Source organism: Lysinibacillus sp. UBA5994 (assembly GCF_002429725.1).
Classification (GTDB): Bacteria; Bacillota; Bacilli; order Bacillales_A; family Planococcaceae; genus Lysinibacillus; species Lysinibacillus capsici.
In genome coordinates, this window is the sequence record NZ_DJAU01000044.1 from 1 (window position 1) to 17759 (window position 17759).

The 17759-nt window shown below is 36.8% G+C and carries 21 protein-coding genes; 15 read left to right on the forward strand and 6 right to left on the reverse strand.

Going from position 1 to position 17759, the window contains the following annotated elements:
• Positions 1-328: 50S ribosomal protein L20 (gene rplT / locus B3D98_RS14215; protein ID WP_288583748.1), on the forward strand; the 328-nt coding region annotated here is incomplete at its 5' end.
• Between the two features lie 146 nt (positions 329-474).
• Positions 475-738, forward strand: coding sequence for a DUF1294 domain-containing protein (locus B3D98_RS14220; protein WP_048393614.1), 264 nt, complete (start codon positions 475-477; stop codon positions 736-738).
• Between the two features lie 23 nt (positions 739-761).
• Here the strand turns inward: B3D98_RS14220 and B3D98_RS14225 are convergent, their stop codons facing one another.
• Entirely contained in the window at positions 762-1157 is a 396-nt protein-coding gene (locus B3D98_RS14225) for a hypothetical protein (RefSeq protein ID WP_016994855.1), read from the reverse strand.
• A 105-nt stretch (positions 1158-1262) separates the two neighbouring features.
• On the opposite strand from B3D98_RS14225, the gene B3D98_RS14230 reads away from it, so the two are divergent.
• On the forward strand, positions 1263-1748 hold the full coding sequence (locus B3D98_RS14230) for a dUTP diphosphatase (protein WP_288583752.1): 486 nt from the start codon (positions 1263-1265) through the stop codon (positions 1746-1748).
• A gap of 94 nt (positions 1749-1842) precedes the next feature.
• Entirely contained in the window at positions 1843-2931 is a 1089-nt protein-coding gene (locus tag B3D98_RS14235; RefSeq protein WP_016994857.1) for a M42 family metallopeptidase, read from the forward strand.
• Positions 2932-3170: 239 nt separating this feature from the next.
• Here B3D98_RS14235 and B3D98_RS14240 read toward each other — a convergent pair whose 3' ends face one another.
• Both B3D98_RS14240 and B3D98_RS14245 read right to left on the reverse strand, forming a co-directional pair.
• On the reverse strand, positions 3171-4169 hold the full coding sequence (locus B3D98_RS14240; RefSeq protein ID WP_115674486.1) for a serine hydrolase domain-containing protein: 999 nt from the start codon (positions 4167-4169) through the stop codon (positions 3171-3173).
• 22 nt (positions 4170-4191) lie between these two features.
• Positions 4192-4638: a MarR family winged helix-turn-helix transcriptional regulator gene (locus tag B3D98_RS14245; protein ID WP_054549962.1), complete on the reverse strand. Its 447-nt coding sequence runs from the start codon at positions 4636-4638 to the stop codon at positions 4192-4194.
• Between the two features lie 242 nt (positions 4639-4880).
• On the opposite strand from B3D98_RS14245, the gene argF reads away from it, so the two are divergent.
• From argF to B3D98_RS14290, 9 genes are all read left to right on the forward strand, one after another.
• Positions 4881-5846: an ornithine carbamoyltransferase gene (argF, locus tag B3D98_RS14250; protein WP_048393624.1), complete on the forward strand. Its 966-nt coding sequence runs from the start codon at positions 4881-4883 to the stop codon at positions 5844-5846.
• 297 nt (positions 5847-6143) lie between these two features.
• Complete coding sequence (locus B3D98_RS14255; protein ID WP_288583758.1) at positions 6144-7040, forward strand: LysR family transcriptional regulator; 897 nt, start codon at positions 6144-6146, stop codon at positions 7038-7040.
• A gap of 143 nt (positions 7041-7183) precedes the next feature.
• The gene (locus B3D98_RS14260) at positions 7184-8512 is read left to right on the forward strand and encodes an LLM class flavin-dependent oxidoreductase (protein ID WP_288583760.1); all 1329 of its coding nucleotides are present in this window, start codon (positions 7184-7186) and stop codon (positions 8510-8512) included.
• A gap of 45 nt (positions 8513-8557) precedes the next feature.
• Positions 8558-9571 (forward strand): LLM class flavin-dependent oxidoreductase, encoded by a 1014-nt coding sequence (locus tag B3D98_RS14265; RefSeq protein WP_288583762.1) that lies wholly within the window; start codon positions 8558-8560, stop codon positions 9569-9571.
• A 13-nt stretch (positions 9572-9584) separates the two neighbouring features.
• Positions 9585-9863 (forward strand): glutaredoxin family protein, encoded by a 279-nt coding sequence (locus B3D98_RS14270; RefSeq protein WP_004226351.1) that lies wholly within the window; start codon positions 9585-9587, stop codon positions 9861-9863.
• 20 nt (positions 9864-9883) lie between these two features.
• Entirely contained in the window at positions 9884-10708 is an 825-nt protein-coding gene (locus tag B3D98_RS14275; RefSeq protein WP_048393633.1) for a transporter substrate-binding domain-containing protein, read from the forward strand.
• A 24-nt stretch (positions 10709-10732) separates the two neighbouring features.
• Complete coding sequence (locus tag B3D98_RS14280) at positions 10733-11437, forward strand: amino acid ABC transporter permease (protein ID WP_288583769.1); 705 nt, start codon at positions 10733-10735, stop codon at positions 11435-11437.
• Between the two features lie 12 nt (positions 11438-11449).
• A complete protein-coding gene (locus B3D98_RS14285) occupies positions 11450-12163 on the forward strand; it encodes an amino acid ABC transporter permease (RefSeq protein ID WP_288583771.1) in 714 nt (237 codons plus the stop codon).
• 15 nt (positions 12164-12178) lie between these two features.
• Positions 12179-12691, forward strand: a complete 513-nt coding sequence (locus B3D98_RS14290; RefSeq protein ID WP_048393639.1) for a GNAT family N-acetyltransferase — start codon at positions 12179-12181, stop codon at positions 12689-12691.
• A gap of 47 nt (positions 12692-12738) precedes the next feature.
• Here the strand turns inward: B3D98_RS14290 and B3D98_RS14295 are convergent, their stop codons facing one another.
• Together B3D98_RS14295 and sspI are read right to left on the reverse strand one after the other, a co-directional pair.
• Positions 12739-14118 (reverse strand): FAD-binding oxidoreductase, encoded by a 1380-nt coding sequence (locus B3D98_RS14295; RefSeq protein WP_066037535.1) that lies wholly within the window; start codon positions 14116-14118, stop codon positions 12739-12741.
• A 78-nt stretch (positions 14119-14196) separates the two neighbouring features.
• Positions 14197-14406: a small acid-soluble spore protein SspI gene (gene sspI, locus B3D98_RS14300; RefSeq protein WP_066037534.1), complete on the reverse strand. Its 210-nt coding sequence runs from the start codon at positions 14404-14406 to the stop codon at positions 14197-14199.
• A 238-nt stretch (positions 14407-14644) separates the two neighbouring features.
• On the opposite strand from sspI, the gene B3D98_RS14305 reads away from it, so the two are divergent.
• Together B3D98_RS14305 and B3D98_RS14310 are read left to right on the forward strand one after the other, a co-directional pair.
• The gene (locus tag B3D98_RS14305) at positions 14645-15172 is read left to right on the forward strand and encodes an RNA polymerase sigma factor (RefSeq protein WP_269897628.1); all 528 of its coding nucleotides are present in this window, start codon (positions 14645-14647) and stop codon (positions 15170-15172) included.
• A 198-nt stretch (positions 15173-15370) separates the two neighbouring features.
• Entirely contained in the window at positions 15371-17515 is a 2145-nt protein-coding gene (locus B3D98_RS14310) for a bifunctional diguanylate cyclase/phosphodiesterase (RefSeq protein ID WP_288583777.1), read from the forward strand.
• A gap of 45 nt (positions 17516-17560) precedes the next feature.
• Here the strand turns inward: B3D98_RS14310 and B3D98_RS14315 are convergent, their stop codons facing one another.
• Entirely contained in the window at positions 17561-17752 is a 192-nt protein-coding gene (locus B3D98_RS14315; protein WP_004226369.1) for an H-type small acid-soluble spore protein, read from the reverse strand.
• Positions 17753-17759 lie beyond the last annotated feature (7 nt).

Sequence of the window (17759 nt, forward strand, 5' to 3'; positions counted from 1 at the left end):
CAAACGTCGTAAAAAAGTATTGAAATTAGCTAAAGGTTACTATGGTTCAAAACATACATTATACAAAGTTGCTAACCAAGCAGTAATGAAATCAGGTCAATATGCATACCGTGACCGTCGTCAGAAAAAACGTGATTTCCGTAAATTATGGATCACTCGTATCAACGCAGCTGCTCGTATGAACGGTCTTTCTTATAGCCGTTTAATGCACGGTTTAAAAGTTGCTGGTATTGAAGTTAACCGTAAAATGTTAGCTGACCTTGCAGTAACTGATGCTGCAGCATTTACTCAATTAGCAGACGCTGCTAAAAAAGCAGTAGCTAAATAATAGCTGACAACATTCACTATTATTTCTGCACCGAAAGCTTAGCTACAGGTGTGAAATATCATAAGTGCAATAAAAAGACTGATGGGTTTTTCCATCAGTCTTTTTTGTGTTAGATTAATAGTATCACGGTTTTAAAGGAGTAAGAAATGGGACAAGCATTATTAGCTTATATGAGCATTGTATCAATTGTATTGCTCATTTTAATGGGGATGGATAAATCACGCGCAAAGAATCATGAATGGCGTATAGCAGAGCGTACATTATTTACACTAGCCATAGCAGGAGGGGCAGCTGGGGGTGTATTGGGTATGTATTTATTCCGCCACAAAACACGTCATAATCGTTTTGCATTTGGTTTTCCCCTACTTGCAGCCATACAAATTTTTATCATTGTGCAACTCTGGACATAAATGAGAATAATTAAAACACATCCTCATGATGAGGATGTGTTTCGCATAAGCTGTTCAATGGGCTGCTTCCAATTGATTTTGGCGCTTGGATAGTTCAATAATATTTCTTGCTGCAAATATTCAAAGTCGCTTTTGCTGAAGCCTTGTAATGTGGCAGCATCACGCGCACCGACGAAAATGGTTACAACCTCAAATGCATCCTCTGTTGTGCCTAGGTATTTTTCACCTTCAAAAAGAGCACCCTTATAGGAAATAAAGAAATTTTTTCGGACATTTTTAACGTCATCATAGAAATAATACTGGCCTTTTTCATAGGCTTCATCAAGTTTGCGTTTAGGATCAGTTATATAACGAATCGCTTTGTAAAATACATAAATAATAAGCGCTATTACAGCAAGTCGAATTAGTAACGGCAACATGTTTAAATTTCCCCCTTGAAGAAAGGTTATTCTTTCCTATACGGTTAGAAGGGTCAAATAGTTTCACTTTTTATAAAAAATTTTTTAGAAATTTAGGAGAAAAAAATGAATTTACAACAATTGTTTACCATGCAAAAAGAGCTTGATGATTTTATCGAGCAAACACAAAATATTCAGCAAGATGTGTTTCAGGAAAAGGGCTTAGCCTTACTAGTGGAACTAGCTGAGCTTGCTAATGAAACACGTTGCTTTAAATTTTGGAGCACAAAGGGACCATCAGCACGTGAAGTCATTTTAGAAGAATATGTAGATTCGATTCATTTTATCTTATCTCTTGGCTTATTAAAGGGCTATACATCGATTGACATGTGGCCTTTTGTAGAAGAGATGAAGGATTTAACGGCTACTTTTTTAGAAACACAAAGTGTTATTTTAGCATTTATTCATCAACCTACAGAGGAGCGTTATTTAGCTATTTGGCAATACTATGGATTAATAGCGTATAATCTCGGTTTTACATTTGAGGATGTAGTTGGTGCTTATCTTGAAAAAAATCAAGAAAATTATCATCGGCAGCGTTCAGGTTATTAAATTAAGAAATACACCAATTTTCAGACGATTAAGCTAGGAATATTTCGGTAAACGAAGTATAATAAAATAGATACAAGAAGTAGGAGGCAAAAGGATGACACAACTAGATCCAACATTACAAATGTTTAAAGATTTAACAGATGCGAATGGTATCGCAGGTAATGAACGTGCACCGCGTGAGGTCATGAAAAAATACATCGCACCATATGCAGATACTGTAGAAACAGATAACTTAGGTAGTGTCATTGCTAAAAAAGTTGGCGATGAAAACGGTCCTAAAATTGTTGTAGCAGGACATTTAGATGAAGTAGGCTTCATGGTTACACAAATTGATGACAAAGGCTTTATCAAATTCCAAACAGTGGGTGGCTGGTGGAGCCAAGTTATGCTTGCACAGCGTGTAACGATTACTACACGTAAGGGCGATGAAGTGATTGGGGTTATTGGTTCAAAGCCACCTCATATTTTACCTGCGGATGTACGTAATAAGGTAGTAGACATTAAAGATATGTTTATTGATATTGGTGCAGCTTCTAAAGATGAAGTACTTGAGTGGGGCGTACGTCCTGGCGATATGGTAACACCGTACTTTGAATTTAATGTAATGAAAAATGATAAGTATCTATTAGCTAAAGCTTGGGATAACCGTATCGGCTGTGCAATCGCGATTGATGTTATGAAAGCGTTACAAAATGAAAAGCACCCTAATATTCTTTATTCTGTAGGGAATGTACAAGAAGAAGTTGGACTTCGCGGTGCAAAAACTGCTACACATAAAATCCAACCAGATATTGGATTTGCAGTGGACGTAGGTGTAGCAGGAGATACTCCTGGAGTTACAGCAAAAGAATCAACGAGTAAGATGGGTGCAGGCCCTCAAATCGTTGTGTATGATGCATCTATGGTTTCACATCGTGGCTTACGTGAATTCGTATTAGATGTAGCAGATGAGCACAATATTCCATATCAATTTGAAGCGATGGCTGGCGGTGGTACAGATGCTGGCTCCATCCACGTAACAGCAAATGGTGTACCAGCACTATCAATCGGTATTGCAACACGCTATATTCATTCACATGCAGGTATCCTACATCGTGATGATTATGATAATGCCGTTAAATTAATGGTAGAAGTCATTAAAAAATTAGACCGTGATGCAGTCAATAAAATTACTTTTGACTGATACTGCTAAAAAGATATAGCATGATTTTGCCTTCTAACAAAATGTTAGGAGGCTTTTTTATCATTCCAAGACAATTAGACTTGCTAATATGAATAGTAATTATAAACACAAGTCCCATTCTTATTAGTGAGTAAGACTCTTATAGAAATCAAAATATAGAGAAGTATTAATTTGTAGGTTAATGGAAAATATCTGCAAGTAAATTGATTGTTGCTGTGCTGAGCAACAGCCCATTTTCGCTATAAAGAATTTTGCAAGAGCTGTAGAATATTTTTCCCCATTTCAAGAGGGTTTGTTGCTAGTATAGAGGATCGATAATTGGATAGAATCACGACACCTGTTTGCTGTTTTTTATTAAATCCTAGATAACTAGAGAAGCCTTTCGTTGATCCGTTATGCCAAATAATATCGTCTTCAAGTACCCATCCTAATCCGATCCTTACATCTTTTGAAATAGTATGAGTAGCTTGATGTGTTAATAGATAGCCTGAATTTTGATTGCCAATGTGTATTTTTAAAAATTTTAATAAATCATCAACAGTGGATCGTATAGCGCCAGCTGCCATAAATTCATTCATTTCAAGTGGGGGCTTGTTATGTCCCCGAACAGAATATCCCTTCAATACGGTATTTTCTTTAGAGGGGGGGATAGAAATAAAGGTATTCGTTAAATTTAAAGGTTCTACGATTCTACGAGTAATGGCTGTTTCAAAGTCAGTGTGAAGTTCATTTGCTAATAAATATCCTAAAAGGCCCATTCCTACATTAGAATATCTAAACTTAACTTTAGGCTCCTGGGTATGGGTTTTAAAATACTGTATTACCTCATTCAATGAGTAGGGACAAAAGGGGTCACGAGGCGTTTGGCTATCAAAAAGATTATAGATGTTCTTCAGTACACCAATTCCCGGTAGACCAGATGTGTGATTTGCCAAATGCCTCAAAGTTACAGGGTGATTATCGGGAATTTCAGAAAAGTATTTGGCGATAGAATCTTCTATCTTCACGATTCCTTCTTGAATCATTTCCCCAAACATGGATGTTGTTAAAACTTTAGAGATTGACCCAATTTCATAGACATAGGGTTTTTTATCATATGTGACATTTGAGCCGTTGAATATAAAAGCAGCATCTAGATTACGACAAATAACACCAATGGATAGGATTACATTCGGACGAGTCTTTACGTAAGGATAAGCAATTTTAAAAATATCCTTTTTTAAATCATTTAAATCCACAAATATTCCTCCTTTTCAATCTCTAATTTTTTTGATCGCTAGAGACGATAGCATGGAGTTTCGTGTATATTTCTTTTAATTGCAGTAAATCCTCTTTAGAGAGCTGTGAATAGTATTTATTGATAATGGCTAGTTCAATTTCTTCCTGTTTTTGAAAATAATCAAAGCCCCGCGTATCTAACTCGATGATGATCTCTCTACGGTCCTTTTGATTTATGGTTCTTTTTATAAAGCTCTCCTGTTCTAATCTTCCTACTAATTGACTTACAGCACTAGCAGATGTCCCCATCAACTTTGCTAATTCGAAGGTTTGCAAAGGGCCATGTGTTTGAAGAAGACTTAAAAATAGTGCCTGCTTTGTAGTTAATGTTTCATCTAATAGGGTGGAGAATTCTTCTGTTAGCATCACATTTGTTTCATATTCTACTTGGTTCAGCTCTTTGACCAGCTGTATCAGCTCTTTTTCCATTTTTTCACCGCCTCAATAGTTAATGCATATTAATTATAAATATATATAAACTATAATGCAATTATTTAAGAATATGAATGTTTAGTAAAAAAGAAAATATGTATAAATATTCGCTTTGACGAATTTTTGACACATTTAATAACAAATGAATAATAATTAAGATTAATTATAAAAATTCAGTTGATTTTATATTTATGCATGTTATACTAATTTCAACAGCAACGATATAAGGAGCGAAGGCTATGAAATTACTCGAAGAAGTACAGTTAAAGTTAGTGTCTAGTTTAAAGGGAAAAGATTTACTAACTTTGCTAGACTATACAAGTCAAGAGGTCCAGGATCTTATTGAATTAGCAACACAGCTTAAGATGATTACAAAAGAGGGGAAATGTCCAAGATTACTAGAAGGTAAAACGCTTGGCATGATTTTCGAAAAACATTCAACTCGTACTCGTATTTCATTTGAAGTTGGTATGAATCAATTAGGTGGGAAAAGCATGTTTATGCATGCGCGTGATTTGCAAATTGGTCGTGGTGAATCAATTTACGATACAGCGCATGTATTATCTGGCTATTTAGATGGCATTATGATTCGCGCAAACTCTCACAAAATGGTAAAAGAGCTTGCAGAGCATGCAGCAATCCCTGTCATCAATGGATTAACGGATATTTATCATCCTTGCCAGGCATTAGCTGATTTAGAGACGATTGCAGAAAATAAAGGCATGTTAAAAGGACTTAAAATTGCCTATGTAGGTGATGGCAACAATGTAGCACACTCACTCGTAGTAGCTTCAGCACACGTTGGCATGAATGTAGCTGTTGCGACACCTGTAGGGTATGAATGTGATGGGGAAGTCATCGCTAAAGCACAGGCCATTGCGGCAGCAAATGGCAGTACGATTATGATCACGAATGATCCTGTTGAAGCAGTATTAAATGCAGATGTCGTCTATGCTGATGTTTGGACATCTATGGGTCAAGAGGAAGAAACAGCAAAACGTTTACAAGATTTTGCTGGTTATCAAATTAATGATGAGCTAGTAGCCTATGCAAAACCAAATTATATGTTCTTACATTGCTTACCAGCACATCGTGAGGAAGAGGTTGCGACTTCAGTTATTGACGGACCTAATTCTTACATCTTTGAGCAAGCCGAAAATAGATTGCATGCTCAAAAAGCTGTATTAGCATCGATTTTAGCTTAAATTGAGACATATGCTTTCTCGAGTTGAGAAGTACGATAGATAGAGTTTACATGGACAACAGAGGGTGTTCATGTGAATAACATAAAAGTGGTAGGCAGACAGAGGGATGTTCACCACGTGCGATGTTTGTTGTCAAGATGGATGGCTACATCGCTACATAGTAAAGTAACCTGGGAGACGCTGGGTTACTTTTTTTCTTTGTCAAAAATATAAAACATAGTTTTCTTATAAGTTATAGAGAATATAAGGAATTATTTATATAATAGGTTAAATAAGTAATGAAGGAGTGAACTCCTCGTGAATATAGACCATATCGAGGCATTTTTATATGTTGTCCATTACAAAAGTATCCATAAAGCAGCCAATGCATTATTTCTTTCACAGCCGACTGTAACTGCACGTATTAAGTCATTAGAACGAGAGCTAGGTGTTGAGTTATTTTACCGAGATGGAAGAAGTGTGAGCGTATCAGAGAAAGGGAAAGATTTTTTACCATTTGCCACGCAAATTGTGCAAACATTTCAGCAAGGAAAGAAGCAATTAGAAGAAACGCAGGAGACCGATGAGGTATGTATTGGTGCAAACGGTGTAACAGCCCAGTATTTTTTAGCCTATGCATTGCCTAAATGGAAAGAGCAATTTCCTTATTTGCGTTTTCAATTATTTACAGGTTCCACAACAAACATTTTAGAAAAGCTACAAAGCCACCAAATTCATCTAGGCTTTATTCAATATGTACATGGGGATGACATTGAGAACGAGCTTTTATTGAACAATACTGTGAAACTTGTCAAACACCGTGATCACCCATTACAACTAAATGAACTTATTCAAGCAAAAGAATTAGCTCAGCAGAAAATGGTGTTTTTTGAATGTGGCGCGTTTGATTGGAATTATGTGCATAAAATGTTCGAGGTAGAGGGAGTAGCAGCCAATATTGAGGTACGAACAGATCATTTAGAAGTTGCCAAAGAGTTTATTCGGACAAAAGACTATCTAAGCTTTTTACCACATCTATGCATTAAAAAGGAACTGGAAAGCGGTGAATTTGTGGAGATAGACGTTACGCATTTGCTGGATATGAATCAACATATATTTTTAACCTATAAAGAGAAAGAGACGTTGCCATCAGCCTTTTGGCAGACAATTTGTGAAACAGCTAAGCATTTTGAAAGCATAGGAGACACGTATTGATAAAAAATTTTATCACCACATAAAATTTTTTCTATTACTGTACCTATTGCATATCGTCTAAAGGAAGGGTAATATCATTCTCAATCCAACAAAACATACTTAACCACTATGTTTAGTAAAATAAAGATTGAGGAGGAATTGACATGGCTAGACAGGATAAAATTCGATTTGGAGCAATTATTCATGGGGTAGGAGGAAATATTTCTGGTTGGCGTCATCCAAAGGTGGCGAGCAATCAAAGTGTAAGCTTACCTTTCTATATTCAGCAGGCTCAGAAAGCAGAGCAGGGAAAATTTGATGTAGCATTTATTGCGGATGGTTTATTTATTAACGAAAAATCCATCCCTCATTTTTTAAATCGATTTGAACCTATTACAATCTTATCGGCTTTAGCAGTAGCGACGAAAAACATTGGGTTAGTTGGAACAGTCTCAACTTCCTATAGCGAACCATTTACAGTAGCACGCCAATTCGCTTCATTAGATCATATTAGTGCTGGGCGTGCTGGATGGAATGTTGTAACGACACCATTAGAAAGTACTGCTTTGAACTATAACAAAACAATCGACCAACATCCTAGCCATGCAGAACGCTATCTCATTGCGGAAGAATACTTAGAGGTTGTCCAAGGCTTATGGGACTCGTGGGATGATGATGCGTTTATTGCAGATGTCGACAAAGATCAATTTTTTGATCCAGAAAAATTACACACATTACATCATAAAGGGCGATATTTTTCAGTCCAAGGACCACTCAATATTGGTCGAACAAAGCAAGGCCAGCCCGTTATTTTCCAGGCTGGGTCGTCTGATGCAGGCATTCGATTAGCTGCAAAAGATGCAGATGCCATTTTCACACATGGGGCATCTATTGAAGAGGCACAGAAATTTTACTCGAGAGTAAAAAAAGAGGTGGCAACATTTGGACGAAATCCCGAAGAAGTAAAGATTTTTCCAGGTATATCACCAATTATTGGCGATACGGTGGAGGAAGCAGAGGCGAAATATCAAGAAATTGTTGAGTTAGTTTCCATAGACCGTGCTCTTGCTTATCTTGGACGTTACTTCGACCATCATGATTTTACCCAATACGATGTGGATGCACCGTTTCCTGATCTAGGGGATATTGGAGCGAATAGCTTTAGAAGCACAACCGATTATATTAAACGTTATGCTAAGCAGGAGGGTCTGACATTACGTCAAGTCGCTTTACGCGAGGCGACACCAAAAACAGCCTTTTTTGGGACAGCTGAGCAAGTAGCAGATCTTGTACAAGAATGGTTTGAAAAGGAAGCAGCAGATGGTTTTATTATTGGCGTGACATTACCTAGTGCTCTTGAAGATTTTGTTGATAAAGTAGTGCCAATTTTACAAGCAAGAGGGCTATATCGTAAAGATTATGAGGCAGATACTTTGCGTGGGAATTTAGGTTTACCATTCAAGGAAAGTCGCTATGTTAAACAGTCTGTCTAAAAACCTAGTAAATTTATTTGAATAAAAGAAATTAGGAGGGGTTGTATGAGTTATACATTAGGCATATTAGATCAAAGCCCTATTATTGAAGGAGCAAGCAATGAACAAACATTACAAAAAACGGTGGCTTTAGCACAACGAGCTGAGCAGTTAGGCTATTCACGTTTTTGGGTATCGGAGCATCATCATACAGAGTCATTAGCAGGTTCTTCTCCAGAAGTATTGGTTTCTTATTTACTTGCCAAAACCAAATCCATTCAAATTGGATCAGGTGGGGTTATGCTACAGCATTATAGTCCCTATAAAGTAGCAGAAAATTTCCATGTTCTAGCATCATTGGAGCCAGGACGTGTAGATTTAGGAATCGGTAAAGCCCCTGGTGGCTTGCCACTTTCCACGAAGGCTCTACAATATGGCACACTCAATCAAGGGGAAGATTTTGAAGAGAGACTAATATTTTTACAGCAATTAATTGAGCAATCCATATCAAAAGAGCACAAATTATATGGCATACAAGCAACGCCGATTCCAAAGGCAAAGCCGACATTATTTTTACTTGGCGCTAGCCCTGAAAGTGCTGCTCTTGCAGGAAAACTAGGCATTGCATTTGTCTTTGCTCGATTTATTAATAGTGATAATGATGTTTTGGCGCAAGCGACTACAATCTATCGCAGTCATCATCCAAACGGTACTTTTGCAATTTCCATTGCTGCACTTGCTGCTCCAAGTAAAGAGGAAGCGAAAAAGCTAATAGGAGATCAAAAAATTACAAAAGTGCATTTAGCAAGTGGCAGAAGCCTGACGCTACAATCAGTAGAGCTAGCAGAGAAATTTGGTCAGGAATCTGGAGAGGAATACACGGTGGAGCAGTATGAGGCTGATATTTTATACGGTACAGCAGAAGACATTAGAGCCAATTTAGATGACTACCATGTACGATTCCAAATTGATGAATTTATTTTGCATACGCCCATCTTGAAGGAATTTGAACGTCAACGTTCGTTTGAGCTTTTAAGTCCTGTCCATTTGCAGTTACAGCAAAAGGTGAAGGTAATCTAAGGGAGGTCATGATATGACAAAAAGTTTAGATATAATCATTTGGTCGAAGCAAGGTTGTAGTTATTGCGAGGAAATAAAAGCATATCTACAAGAACGACATATTTCCTACAAAACAGTTGATGTCACGTCTAATGATAATTTTAGAGACATCCTTGATATAAAGTATGGTGTTCGACATGTACCCGTTGTAGAAATTGGTTCAAGTGAAACAGGTATCTATAGAGCCGTAACAGCAATTGGTTTAGAGCATCTACAGAAGGCACTTGCTGTGAATCTACCCTCATATGCATAACAGAAGGAGAGAGGAATCTTATGAAAAAAATATCATTTTATTTGCTACTTGTGCTAGCAGCGCTATTAACTGCGTGTGCAAACTCAGAAAAAACAGTTGGTGACGCAAGTGCTCAAAAAACAGCACAGAGTGGCAAGGATGTTCAAAAAATTATAGTTGGTACGGGAACTCAGTTTCCAAACATCTGTTTTTTAGATGACAAGGGGAATTTAACTGGTTATGATGTAGAGCTTGTTCGTGCAATTGATGAGAAGCTACCAGAATATGAGTTTGAATTTAAAACAATGGAATTCTCCAATTTATTACTAAGTTTAGAAACAAGAAAAATAGATTTTATTGCCCATCAAATGGAAGTTAATAGTGAGCGTGAAGAGAAGTTTTTATTTAATAAAGAGCCGTATAATGTTTTCCCATTAAAGGTGACAGTCAACGAGAAAAATAATGCAATTCAATCCATTGAGGATTTAAAAGGGAAAAATGTGAGTGTTTCACCAACAAGTAATTCTGCTGTTTTTATTGAAAAGTATAATAAAGAGCATAATTTAGGAGCAAATATCGTTTATTCTTCTGGCTCTGTCGATGTTAATAATCAACTTGCAACGGGACGAATTGATGCCATTATTACCACACCGTTTGCTGTTCGATACTATAACGAAAGCAATGAGGCGCAGCAAAAGGTTGTAGGTGATGCATTATTAAATTCAAAGGTCTACTTTTTACTCAATAAAGATGAAGTGAAGTTACAGGAGCGCTTAGATGAAGCGATCGTTGAATTAAAGAATGAGGGGGTAGTGAGTGAGCTTAGTAAAAAGTGGTTGGGTGATGATTATACAGTAGACTTCTAATGAACAGGAAAGGAAGATGGCAGTATGGAAAATAACTTTGATGTCGTGCTAATTGCGAGAGTACTTCCAACATTGCTTCAGTATTTACCCATAACTTTCGAGATTCTAGTATTCTCCATACTTTTTGGTATGATGCTTGGGATTGTACTAGCCATACCAAAGCTACTTCACATACCGATATTGAAGCAAATTATTACAATCTATATTTCCTTTATTCGTGGTACACCCATTTTAGTGCAGTTGTTCTTAGTATTTTACGGTATACCCGCATTGTTAAAGCTCATTCATATTGATGTGACACGAATGGATGCAATGTATTTTGTTATTATTACGTACACATTCAGCAATGCGGCAGCCTTTGCCGAAATATTTCGTGCAGCAATTTTAACCGTTGATCGGGGTCAAATGGAGGCGGCCTATTCAGTAGGCTTAAGTGGATCACAGGCTTTTATGCGAATTGTTTTTCCACAGGCAATACGTGTTGCTTTTCCAAATATAGCAAATACAATGATTAGTTCATTAAAAGATACATCGTTAGCATTCTCCATCGGTGTAATGGATATGGTGGGGAGGGGAGAAACCTTGATTGCTACTACGACACGAGCGTTTGAAATCTATGTAGCTTTGTCAATTGTTTACTATGTCATCGTGATAATCCTTGAAAAAGTATTTAAATTTAATGAACGCTATTTTAATCGCTATATGCCAAAGGAGCTTGCTTCACAATAGGGGGAATATGCTATGACCATTGATATCGCTTTTATAGTAGAAGCATTACGAGAAATTAGTAAAGTAATACCGTTAACCTTATTCATGACTATTACACCTGTTTTATTAGGAATCGTTATTGGCATAATTGTAGCTTTCGTGCGCATTCAACAGATAAAAATAGTCTCATCTGTACTTAATTTTTATGTTTCATTTTTCAGAGGAACACCTATCATTATGCATATCATGCTCGTTTATTTTGGCTTGCCAATGCTAGTTGATAGTGTAGCTAATTTGCTTCATTTAAAGATACAATCAAATTCTATTCCTATATTATTTTTTGTCATACTAGCCTTAACACTTAGTGCAGGGGCTTATGCCTCAGAAATTATTCGTTCAGGGATATTAGCTGTACCTAAAGGACAATTAGAAGCAGCATATGCGATTGGATTAACATTTCCTCAAGCGATGCGACGTTATATTTTACCACAAGCATTTGGGCAATCTATTCCCAACTTGACGAATGTTTTTATTGGTTTTTTACATGCTACATCATTAGCATTTTTCCTATCCATTAAAGAATTGACCGGTGTGGCAAATATTATTGCTTCCATGAACTTAAAGTTTTTAGAGTCATTTATTGCTGTTGGTCTTATTTATTGGGTAATTTCAATCATAGTAGAATGGGTTTCACACCGTATTGAAAAAAGAGTAACAGCCTATAGTAAAGGCGGTTTTTCATCATAGAAAGGGGAAATTAGAATGACAGTAGCAGACATTGTGATTGAACATTTACAAAAGGAAGATTATGCAAGCTATCTTGAAGTTTTAGTTGAGAGCTATGCGCAATATGAAAAGGACTATGAAGACCCAGAGCGCTGGCAATCATATTTAAGTGATATCCGTGCTTCGGTTGGTAATCCGAATGCAGAGACAATTCTTATTGCAAAACGCGGAGATGACATATTAGGTGGATTACAACTATTTACAGATGCAGGGAAAGCGTATGGTTTGCCGGAGCTAAATATTCAATCGACGATTGTGCGCTTATTAGGTGTGCATCCAAAAGGAAGAGGACAAGGGGTTGCTAAGAAATTATTAAATGAAAGTTTTGCCTTTGCTAGAAAGAGACAGGATCAGGCACTTTATTTACACTCAGGTGATATGATGCAGGCTGCCATAAATCTTTACTTATCATTAGGTTTTGTGCGAGATGAGTCGAAGGAATTTTACAAGGGAGATATATTAGTCAAGAGCTTCCGTTATGATTTATAATGATAAACCCGCTGATGCTCTAGTCAATCAGCGGGTTTTAATGTTAATTATAGTGTGAAAATCTTTCCTGGATTCATAATGTTAAGTGGATCAAGCGCTGCTTTTATGCTTTTCATGACGACTAAAGAGGTACCATGCTCAGTGGCTTGGTATTTCATTTTGCCAATGCCAACACCATGCTCGCCCGTACATGTGCCCCCTCGAAGTAATGCATATTGCACGATTTGTTCATTGAAGCGATCCGCTTTTGCCTGCTCCTCGGCGTCATTTGGATTTAACATTAAAAGTGCATGGAAATTTCCATCGCCCACGTGGCCCACAAGCCCACCTGCGAGTCCAACATGATCAAGCTGTTCTCGTGCATATAAAATGGTTTCAGCAAGCACAGAGATTGGTACACAGACATCCGTTGACATGAGCTTTTTACCAGGATAAGCATGAATATATGCATAGGCTAAAGAATGTCGTGCTTCCCAAAGCTTATTACGAGCAGCATTATCTTGCTCGAATTCGACGGATAGACAGCTGTAGTCCTCAAAAATTTCTGTAGCAAATGCGATGTCCGCATGCATACCCGCTTCGTTTCCGTGGAATTCTAAAAACAATGTTGGTTTTTCGCTAAAGGATGTATCGTTATAGACATTGGCCTGCTTCATAGAGGATTCATCGACCAATTCCACTCGACCAATTGAAATACCAGCCTGTAATAAGGCGGTAACAGCACTAACAGCATCTCCAACTGTGTCAAAAACAGCTCGCCCCGCTGTCAAAAATTCAGGTATACCATACACTTTTAACGTTAACTCCGTAAAGCAGCCAAGTGTTCCTTCAGAGCCGACAAATAGACCATTTAAATGATAACCAGAAGAGGATTTCGCGGCTAAATTACCTGTATGGATGACAGAGCCATCTGCAAGGACAACCTCTAAATCACGAACCTGATCACGCATAACACCGTAACGCACAGCAGTCGTACCACTAGCATTCGTCGCAGCCATGCCACCTAGTGTTGCATCTGCACCTGGATCCACTGTGAATTGTAGACCGTGTTTTTTTAACTCCTTATTCAGTTGAGAGCGCGTGACGCCAGGCTGAACTTTTACAAGAAGGTCGTCAGGTCGAACTTCTAAAATCTTATTCATTTCAGAGAAATCAATAGAAATACCATGTGCAATAGGAATCGCGTTTCCTTCTAAGCTGGAGCCAACACCGAATGGTACAACTGGTACACGTTGTGCATGTGCAATTTTTAAGATGGCACTGACATCAGCTGTGGAACGGGGAAAGACAACGATATCAGGTAATCTCATCATATGATGAGATTCATCCTTTCCATGTAGCTGTCGTACCGTTTCGTTTGTTGACACTTGTTCTTCTAATAAAACCTGTTTGAGTTGATTGACAAGTAATTCTACTGCAACAGTCATTCCAATCCCTCCAAATTTTCTGATAAGTAAAACTTTATCACGCATTTATTGGAAATGGAATGCACAGTTCATTAAAAATCAGTTAGCAAATACTTTTTCTAGTTTTTGAACAAATTCATCTTGTTCTGTTGGACTGGATTGCTTCCACCATTTTTCAAAAAACACCCCAAGCCCTGGTAGTAAATGCTCTTCTCCACGATTAATAGCATCTTCCACAATGTCTTTGAATTCTGCGGCAGATTGACCATGTACATTCGCTGTAATTGCATCTCTTATTTGAAAATTCATCTATATCGCCTCCTTAGTAGTAATTTGTCCAACTATCGTTTAAATATGTATGAAATACCAAAGAAAATAGATAATTTTTGCAATAACTTTGGAGGAATTATGACTAAATATGCCAGGCATTTTATTCTTTCTGCGCGCTGAAATGTTGAAAATGGGCATTAGCTCTCAAACAACATGACAGTCTAAGATTGTGTTACCTAGGAATATTAAACTGTGCACAGTTGACAGGAAGAGTGGTATGTCCATTCGCAACAATCGCAAACTTTCATTAACACAATCGTTTGAAGAAATTTTAGAGGCTGTGCAACCAATGATTACAGCCATTTTTACGCAGCTTCATATTTACAAGGATTTTGATTACTATCGTCATATTGCTTCTATTGCGGTATGGAGGGCATGGCTAAAAGCAGATCCAGCAAAGGGACAATTTTCTGCTTATCTTTATTCTTCGATAAAAGGTGAGATTCTAAATGAATTATCAAAGGAAAAAAACTATTCAGAGCGAATAACGGTTGTTGATGGTGAAACACTCAATTTTATTCTTAGTGATATGGAGGGATGGGACAATCAAAAAAATCCTAGCTTACTTGAAATTAAGTTGTCTCAGCTTAAGCAGATAGAAAGAGAAATATTACTACTTTATTATGTAGAAGGTTACAGTGATCAAGAAATAGCTAATGCATTAGGCTTATCCGCTGTTGCTATTAAAAAAAGAAGAGGTAGAATCATCCAGAGATTGAAACATCAACTTTCCAGGGTGGAATAAAGAACTAAAAATATCAAAAGTATGCTAATATTGAAATAAAATGAATATTAGCATACTTCACATAGGTGCATACAAATTCCGATAAAAGTGTTATGATTTGTAAGAAGTCAAAGAAATATACAATTCAAATTTAAATAATCGATATAGATAGATAAAATTTCCTAGTGAATGTTTATATAGTAGTATGGAGGGTTTGGAGTGGAGAGATGGTTTAATCAGATAGAGAAAAAAGAAATTTGGTACATGGTATTACCCTTATTACTTGTCATACCATTACTGAGCTTTAGCAATCAAATATATGGTGTTTTCCAAGGTAACATGTATCAAGATATAAAATTGGTGATACAAATATTAATCATTGTTTTTACAATGGCAATTGCGATCCAATCCTATTTAGTATTTTCACACTTATTATCCAATCAAACTTTATACATAGGAAACATGTTTTTCATTATTGCCTTATTAGAATTAGTTAGCTTGTTTTTTAGCCAATCTAGAGAATGGAACTTTATGAACGAGCCCCTACATATATTAATACGTTTATACTTAGCCATTGGATTTATACTTATTATTTTAAACCCTAAAAAGCGATTAACCATGAATCATCGGATACTGACATATGGTTGTTCGATGCTTTTCGTTCTAGGAAGCGTTTTTCTGGCTTATTATTCGCCCAAAGTATTGCCTAAAAATTGGTTAGATACGATTGATAATATGGTACACTTAATTGCTATTATTCTTCAAATTTTAACCATTGCTATTGTTAGTACATATGTAAAAAAATTACCAAAGCGTTCCATGTGGCTAATTAGCGCAGCTATTTCCCTTATTGTGAGTGATGTCTTCTTTATTGTTAGTCAAGATCAAAATGCGATATGGGATTTCTCAGCACTGATCTATCAGTTTTTAGCATTCTATTTTTTCCTAAAGGCGATTTATTATACATCTGTGGAAAAACCCTTTCAGCAGCTGTTGAAAATAAAAAAGGATCTTGAACAATCTCAACAGGAGCTTCGATTTCAAGCTTATCATGATGATATTACATTGTTGCCAAATGAACATTTTTTACTTAAGACGTTAAAAGAAAATTTACATGAACATAAAGCGCAAAAGGCTATCATTGCCATAGAAATTGATCGCTTTGCGGCGATTCGTTCGTCCATTGGGATTAGTAACTCTAATAAAATGATGAAACTTGTTGCAGAGCGAATTCAATCGATTGTACCTCCACATTATTTTGCAACTAAACTGCGTGAAGGACAATTTGTTATTTATATTGACCATGTAAAGACGATTGAGGAACTACTACAATTTTGCTTAAATCTTAAAAGTGCCATGGCAGATCCTTTACAGGTCCAATTATTTTCATTGAATGGCAGTCTAAATATTGGGATTGCTCTTTATGAGGAGCAATGGACTGGTGAAGAGCTATTAATGCATGCACAGTTAGCGATGCGAGAAGCTAGACAAATACCTCAAAGATTTCTTTTTTATAAACCATACATGTCTAAAGGTATTGCAGATCGAATATTGTTAGAGCAAGACTTACATAATGCGTTAGCCAATAATGAATTTTATTTAGACTATCAACCACAGGTCAACTTAAAAACAGGCACCATTGAATCGGTCGAAGCTTTGGTTCGCTGGCGTCATCCAACTCGGGGATTTGTTCCACCTGATGTCTTTATTCCTATTGCTGAAGAATGTGGCCTTATTATCCCGCTAGGTAAATGGATTTTAGAAAACGCATGCACTCAAGCGAAAATATGGGAGAAACAAGGCTTACCTCCGATGAAAGTGGCAGTGAATTTATCACTTGGCCAGTTATTTCAACAGGATTTAGTAGAAATGGTACAAGATATTTTACATCGTACCAATTTAGATCCGTCATTTTTACAATTAGAAATTACAGAAAGTATGACGATGAATATTGATCAAATGACACAGCTATTACATGCGTTAAAGGCATTAGGCATCCAAATTGCTGTAGATGATTTTGGAACAGGTTATTCCTCTCTATCTTATTTAAAGGAATTCCCAATTGATTGTTTAAAAATTGACCGAACATTTGTGAGAAACGTGCCACATAATCCGAATGATGAAGCACTTGTTTCCATGATTATTTCGATGGCTAAACATTTACGTTTGAAGGTTGTGGCAGAGGGCATTGAAGAAGTGGAGCAATTATCTTTTCTAATAGATGGTGGCTGTGATTATATTCAGGGCTATCTATTCAGTAAGCCAATATCCCCACAGCAAATTACGGAAACCTATAAAGATTTACATCATCGTGTGGAGGAAGTATTAACACAACTTCAATATATTGAAGATTATAGTATTTAAAAAAAGAACCTGCTTATTGCTATTGAGTAAGCAGGTTCTTGCTGTTTAGTGAACGAGATATTCTTCTTTTAATTCGGATATAGCTACTTCAGATCGCTCTTCTAAAGAACGGCGTAGGTGAACTGTCGCTGTTTTTTCATCATCGTGGAGCTGATCGATCCAGATGGAAACACCATTATAGCTCACTTCAAATTCTAAAGGTGAGGCGACAATTTCTTGTGCACGTTGAAAATCCAACTGAAGC

Bases quoted from the DNA above. Each gene is read 5' to 3' on its own strand.
- B3D98_RS14220 (WP_048393614.1), top strand. From the start codon at position 475: ATGGGACAAGCATTATTAGCTTATATGAGCATTGTATCAATTGTATTG.
- B3D98_RS14225 (WP_016994855.1), bottom strand. From the start codon at position 1,157: ATGTTGCCGTTACTAATTCGACTTGCTGTAATAGCGCTTATTATTTAT.
- B3D98_RS14230 (WP_288583752.1), top strand. From the start codon at position 1,263: ATGAATTTACAACAATTGTTTACCATGCAAAAAGAGCTTGATGATTTT.
- B3D98_RS14235 (WP_016994857.1), top strand. From the start codon at position 1,843: ATGACACAACTAGATCCAACATTACAAATGTTTAAAGATTTAACAGAT.
- B3D98_RS14245 (WP_054549962.1), bottom strand. From the start codon at position 4,638: ATGGAAAAAGAGCTGATACAGCTGGTCAAAGAGCTGAACCAAGTAGAA.
- argF (WP_048393624.1), top strand. From the start codon at position 4,881: ATGAAATTACTCGAAGAAGTACAGTTAAAGTTAGTGTCTAGTTTAAAG.
- B3D98_RS14260 (WP_288583760.1), top strand. From the start codon at position 7,184: ATGGCTAGACAGGATAAAATTCGATTTGGAGCAATTATTCATGGGGTA.
- B3D98_RS14265 (WP_288583762.1), top strand. From the start codon at position 8,558: ATGAGTTATACATTAGGCATATTAGATCAAAGCCCTATTATTGAAGGA.
- B3D98_RS14270 (WP_004226351.1), top strand. From the start codon at position 9,585: ATGACAAAAAGTTTAGATATAATCATTTGGTCGAAGCAAGGTTGTAGT.
- B3D98_RS14275 (WP_048393633.1), top strand. From the start codon at position 9,884: ATGAAAAAAATATCATTTTATTTGCTACTTGTGCTAGCAGCGCTATTA.
- B3D98_RS14280 (WP_288583769.1), top strand. From the start codon at position 10,733: ATGGAAAATAACTTTGATGTCGTGCTAATTGCGAGAGTACTTCCAACA.
- B3D98_RS14285 (WP_288583771.1), top strand. From the start codon at position 11,450: ATGACCATTGATATCGCTTTTATAGTAGAAGCATTACGAGAAATTAGT.
- B3D98_RS14290 (WP_048393639.1), top strand. From the start codon at position 12,179: ATGACAGTAGCAGACATTGTGATTGAACATTTACAAAAGGAAGATTAT.
- B3D98_RS14295 (WP_066037535.1), bottom strand. From the start codon at position 14,118: ATGACTGTTGCAGTAGAATTACTTGTCAATCAACTCAAACAGGTTTTA.
- sspI (WP_066037534.1), bottom strand. From the start codon at position 14,406: ATGAATTTTCAAATAAGAGATGCAATTACAGCGAATGTACATGGTCAA.
- B3D98_RS14305 (WP_269897628.1), top strand. From the start codon at position 14,645: ATGTCCATTCGCAACAATCGCAAACTTTCATTAACACAATCGTTTGAA.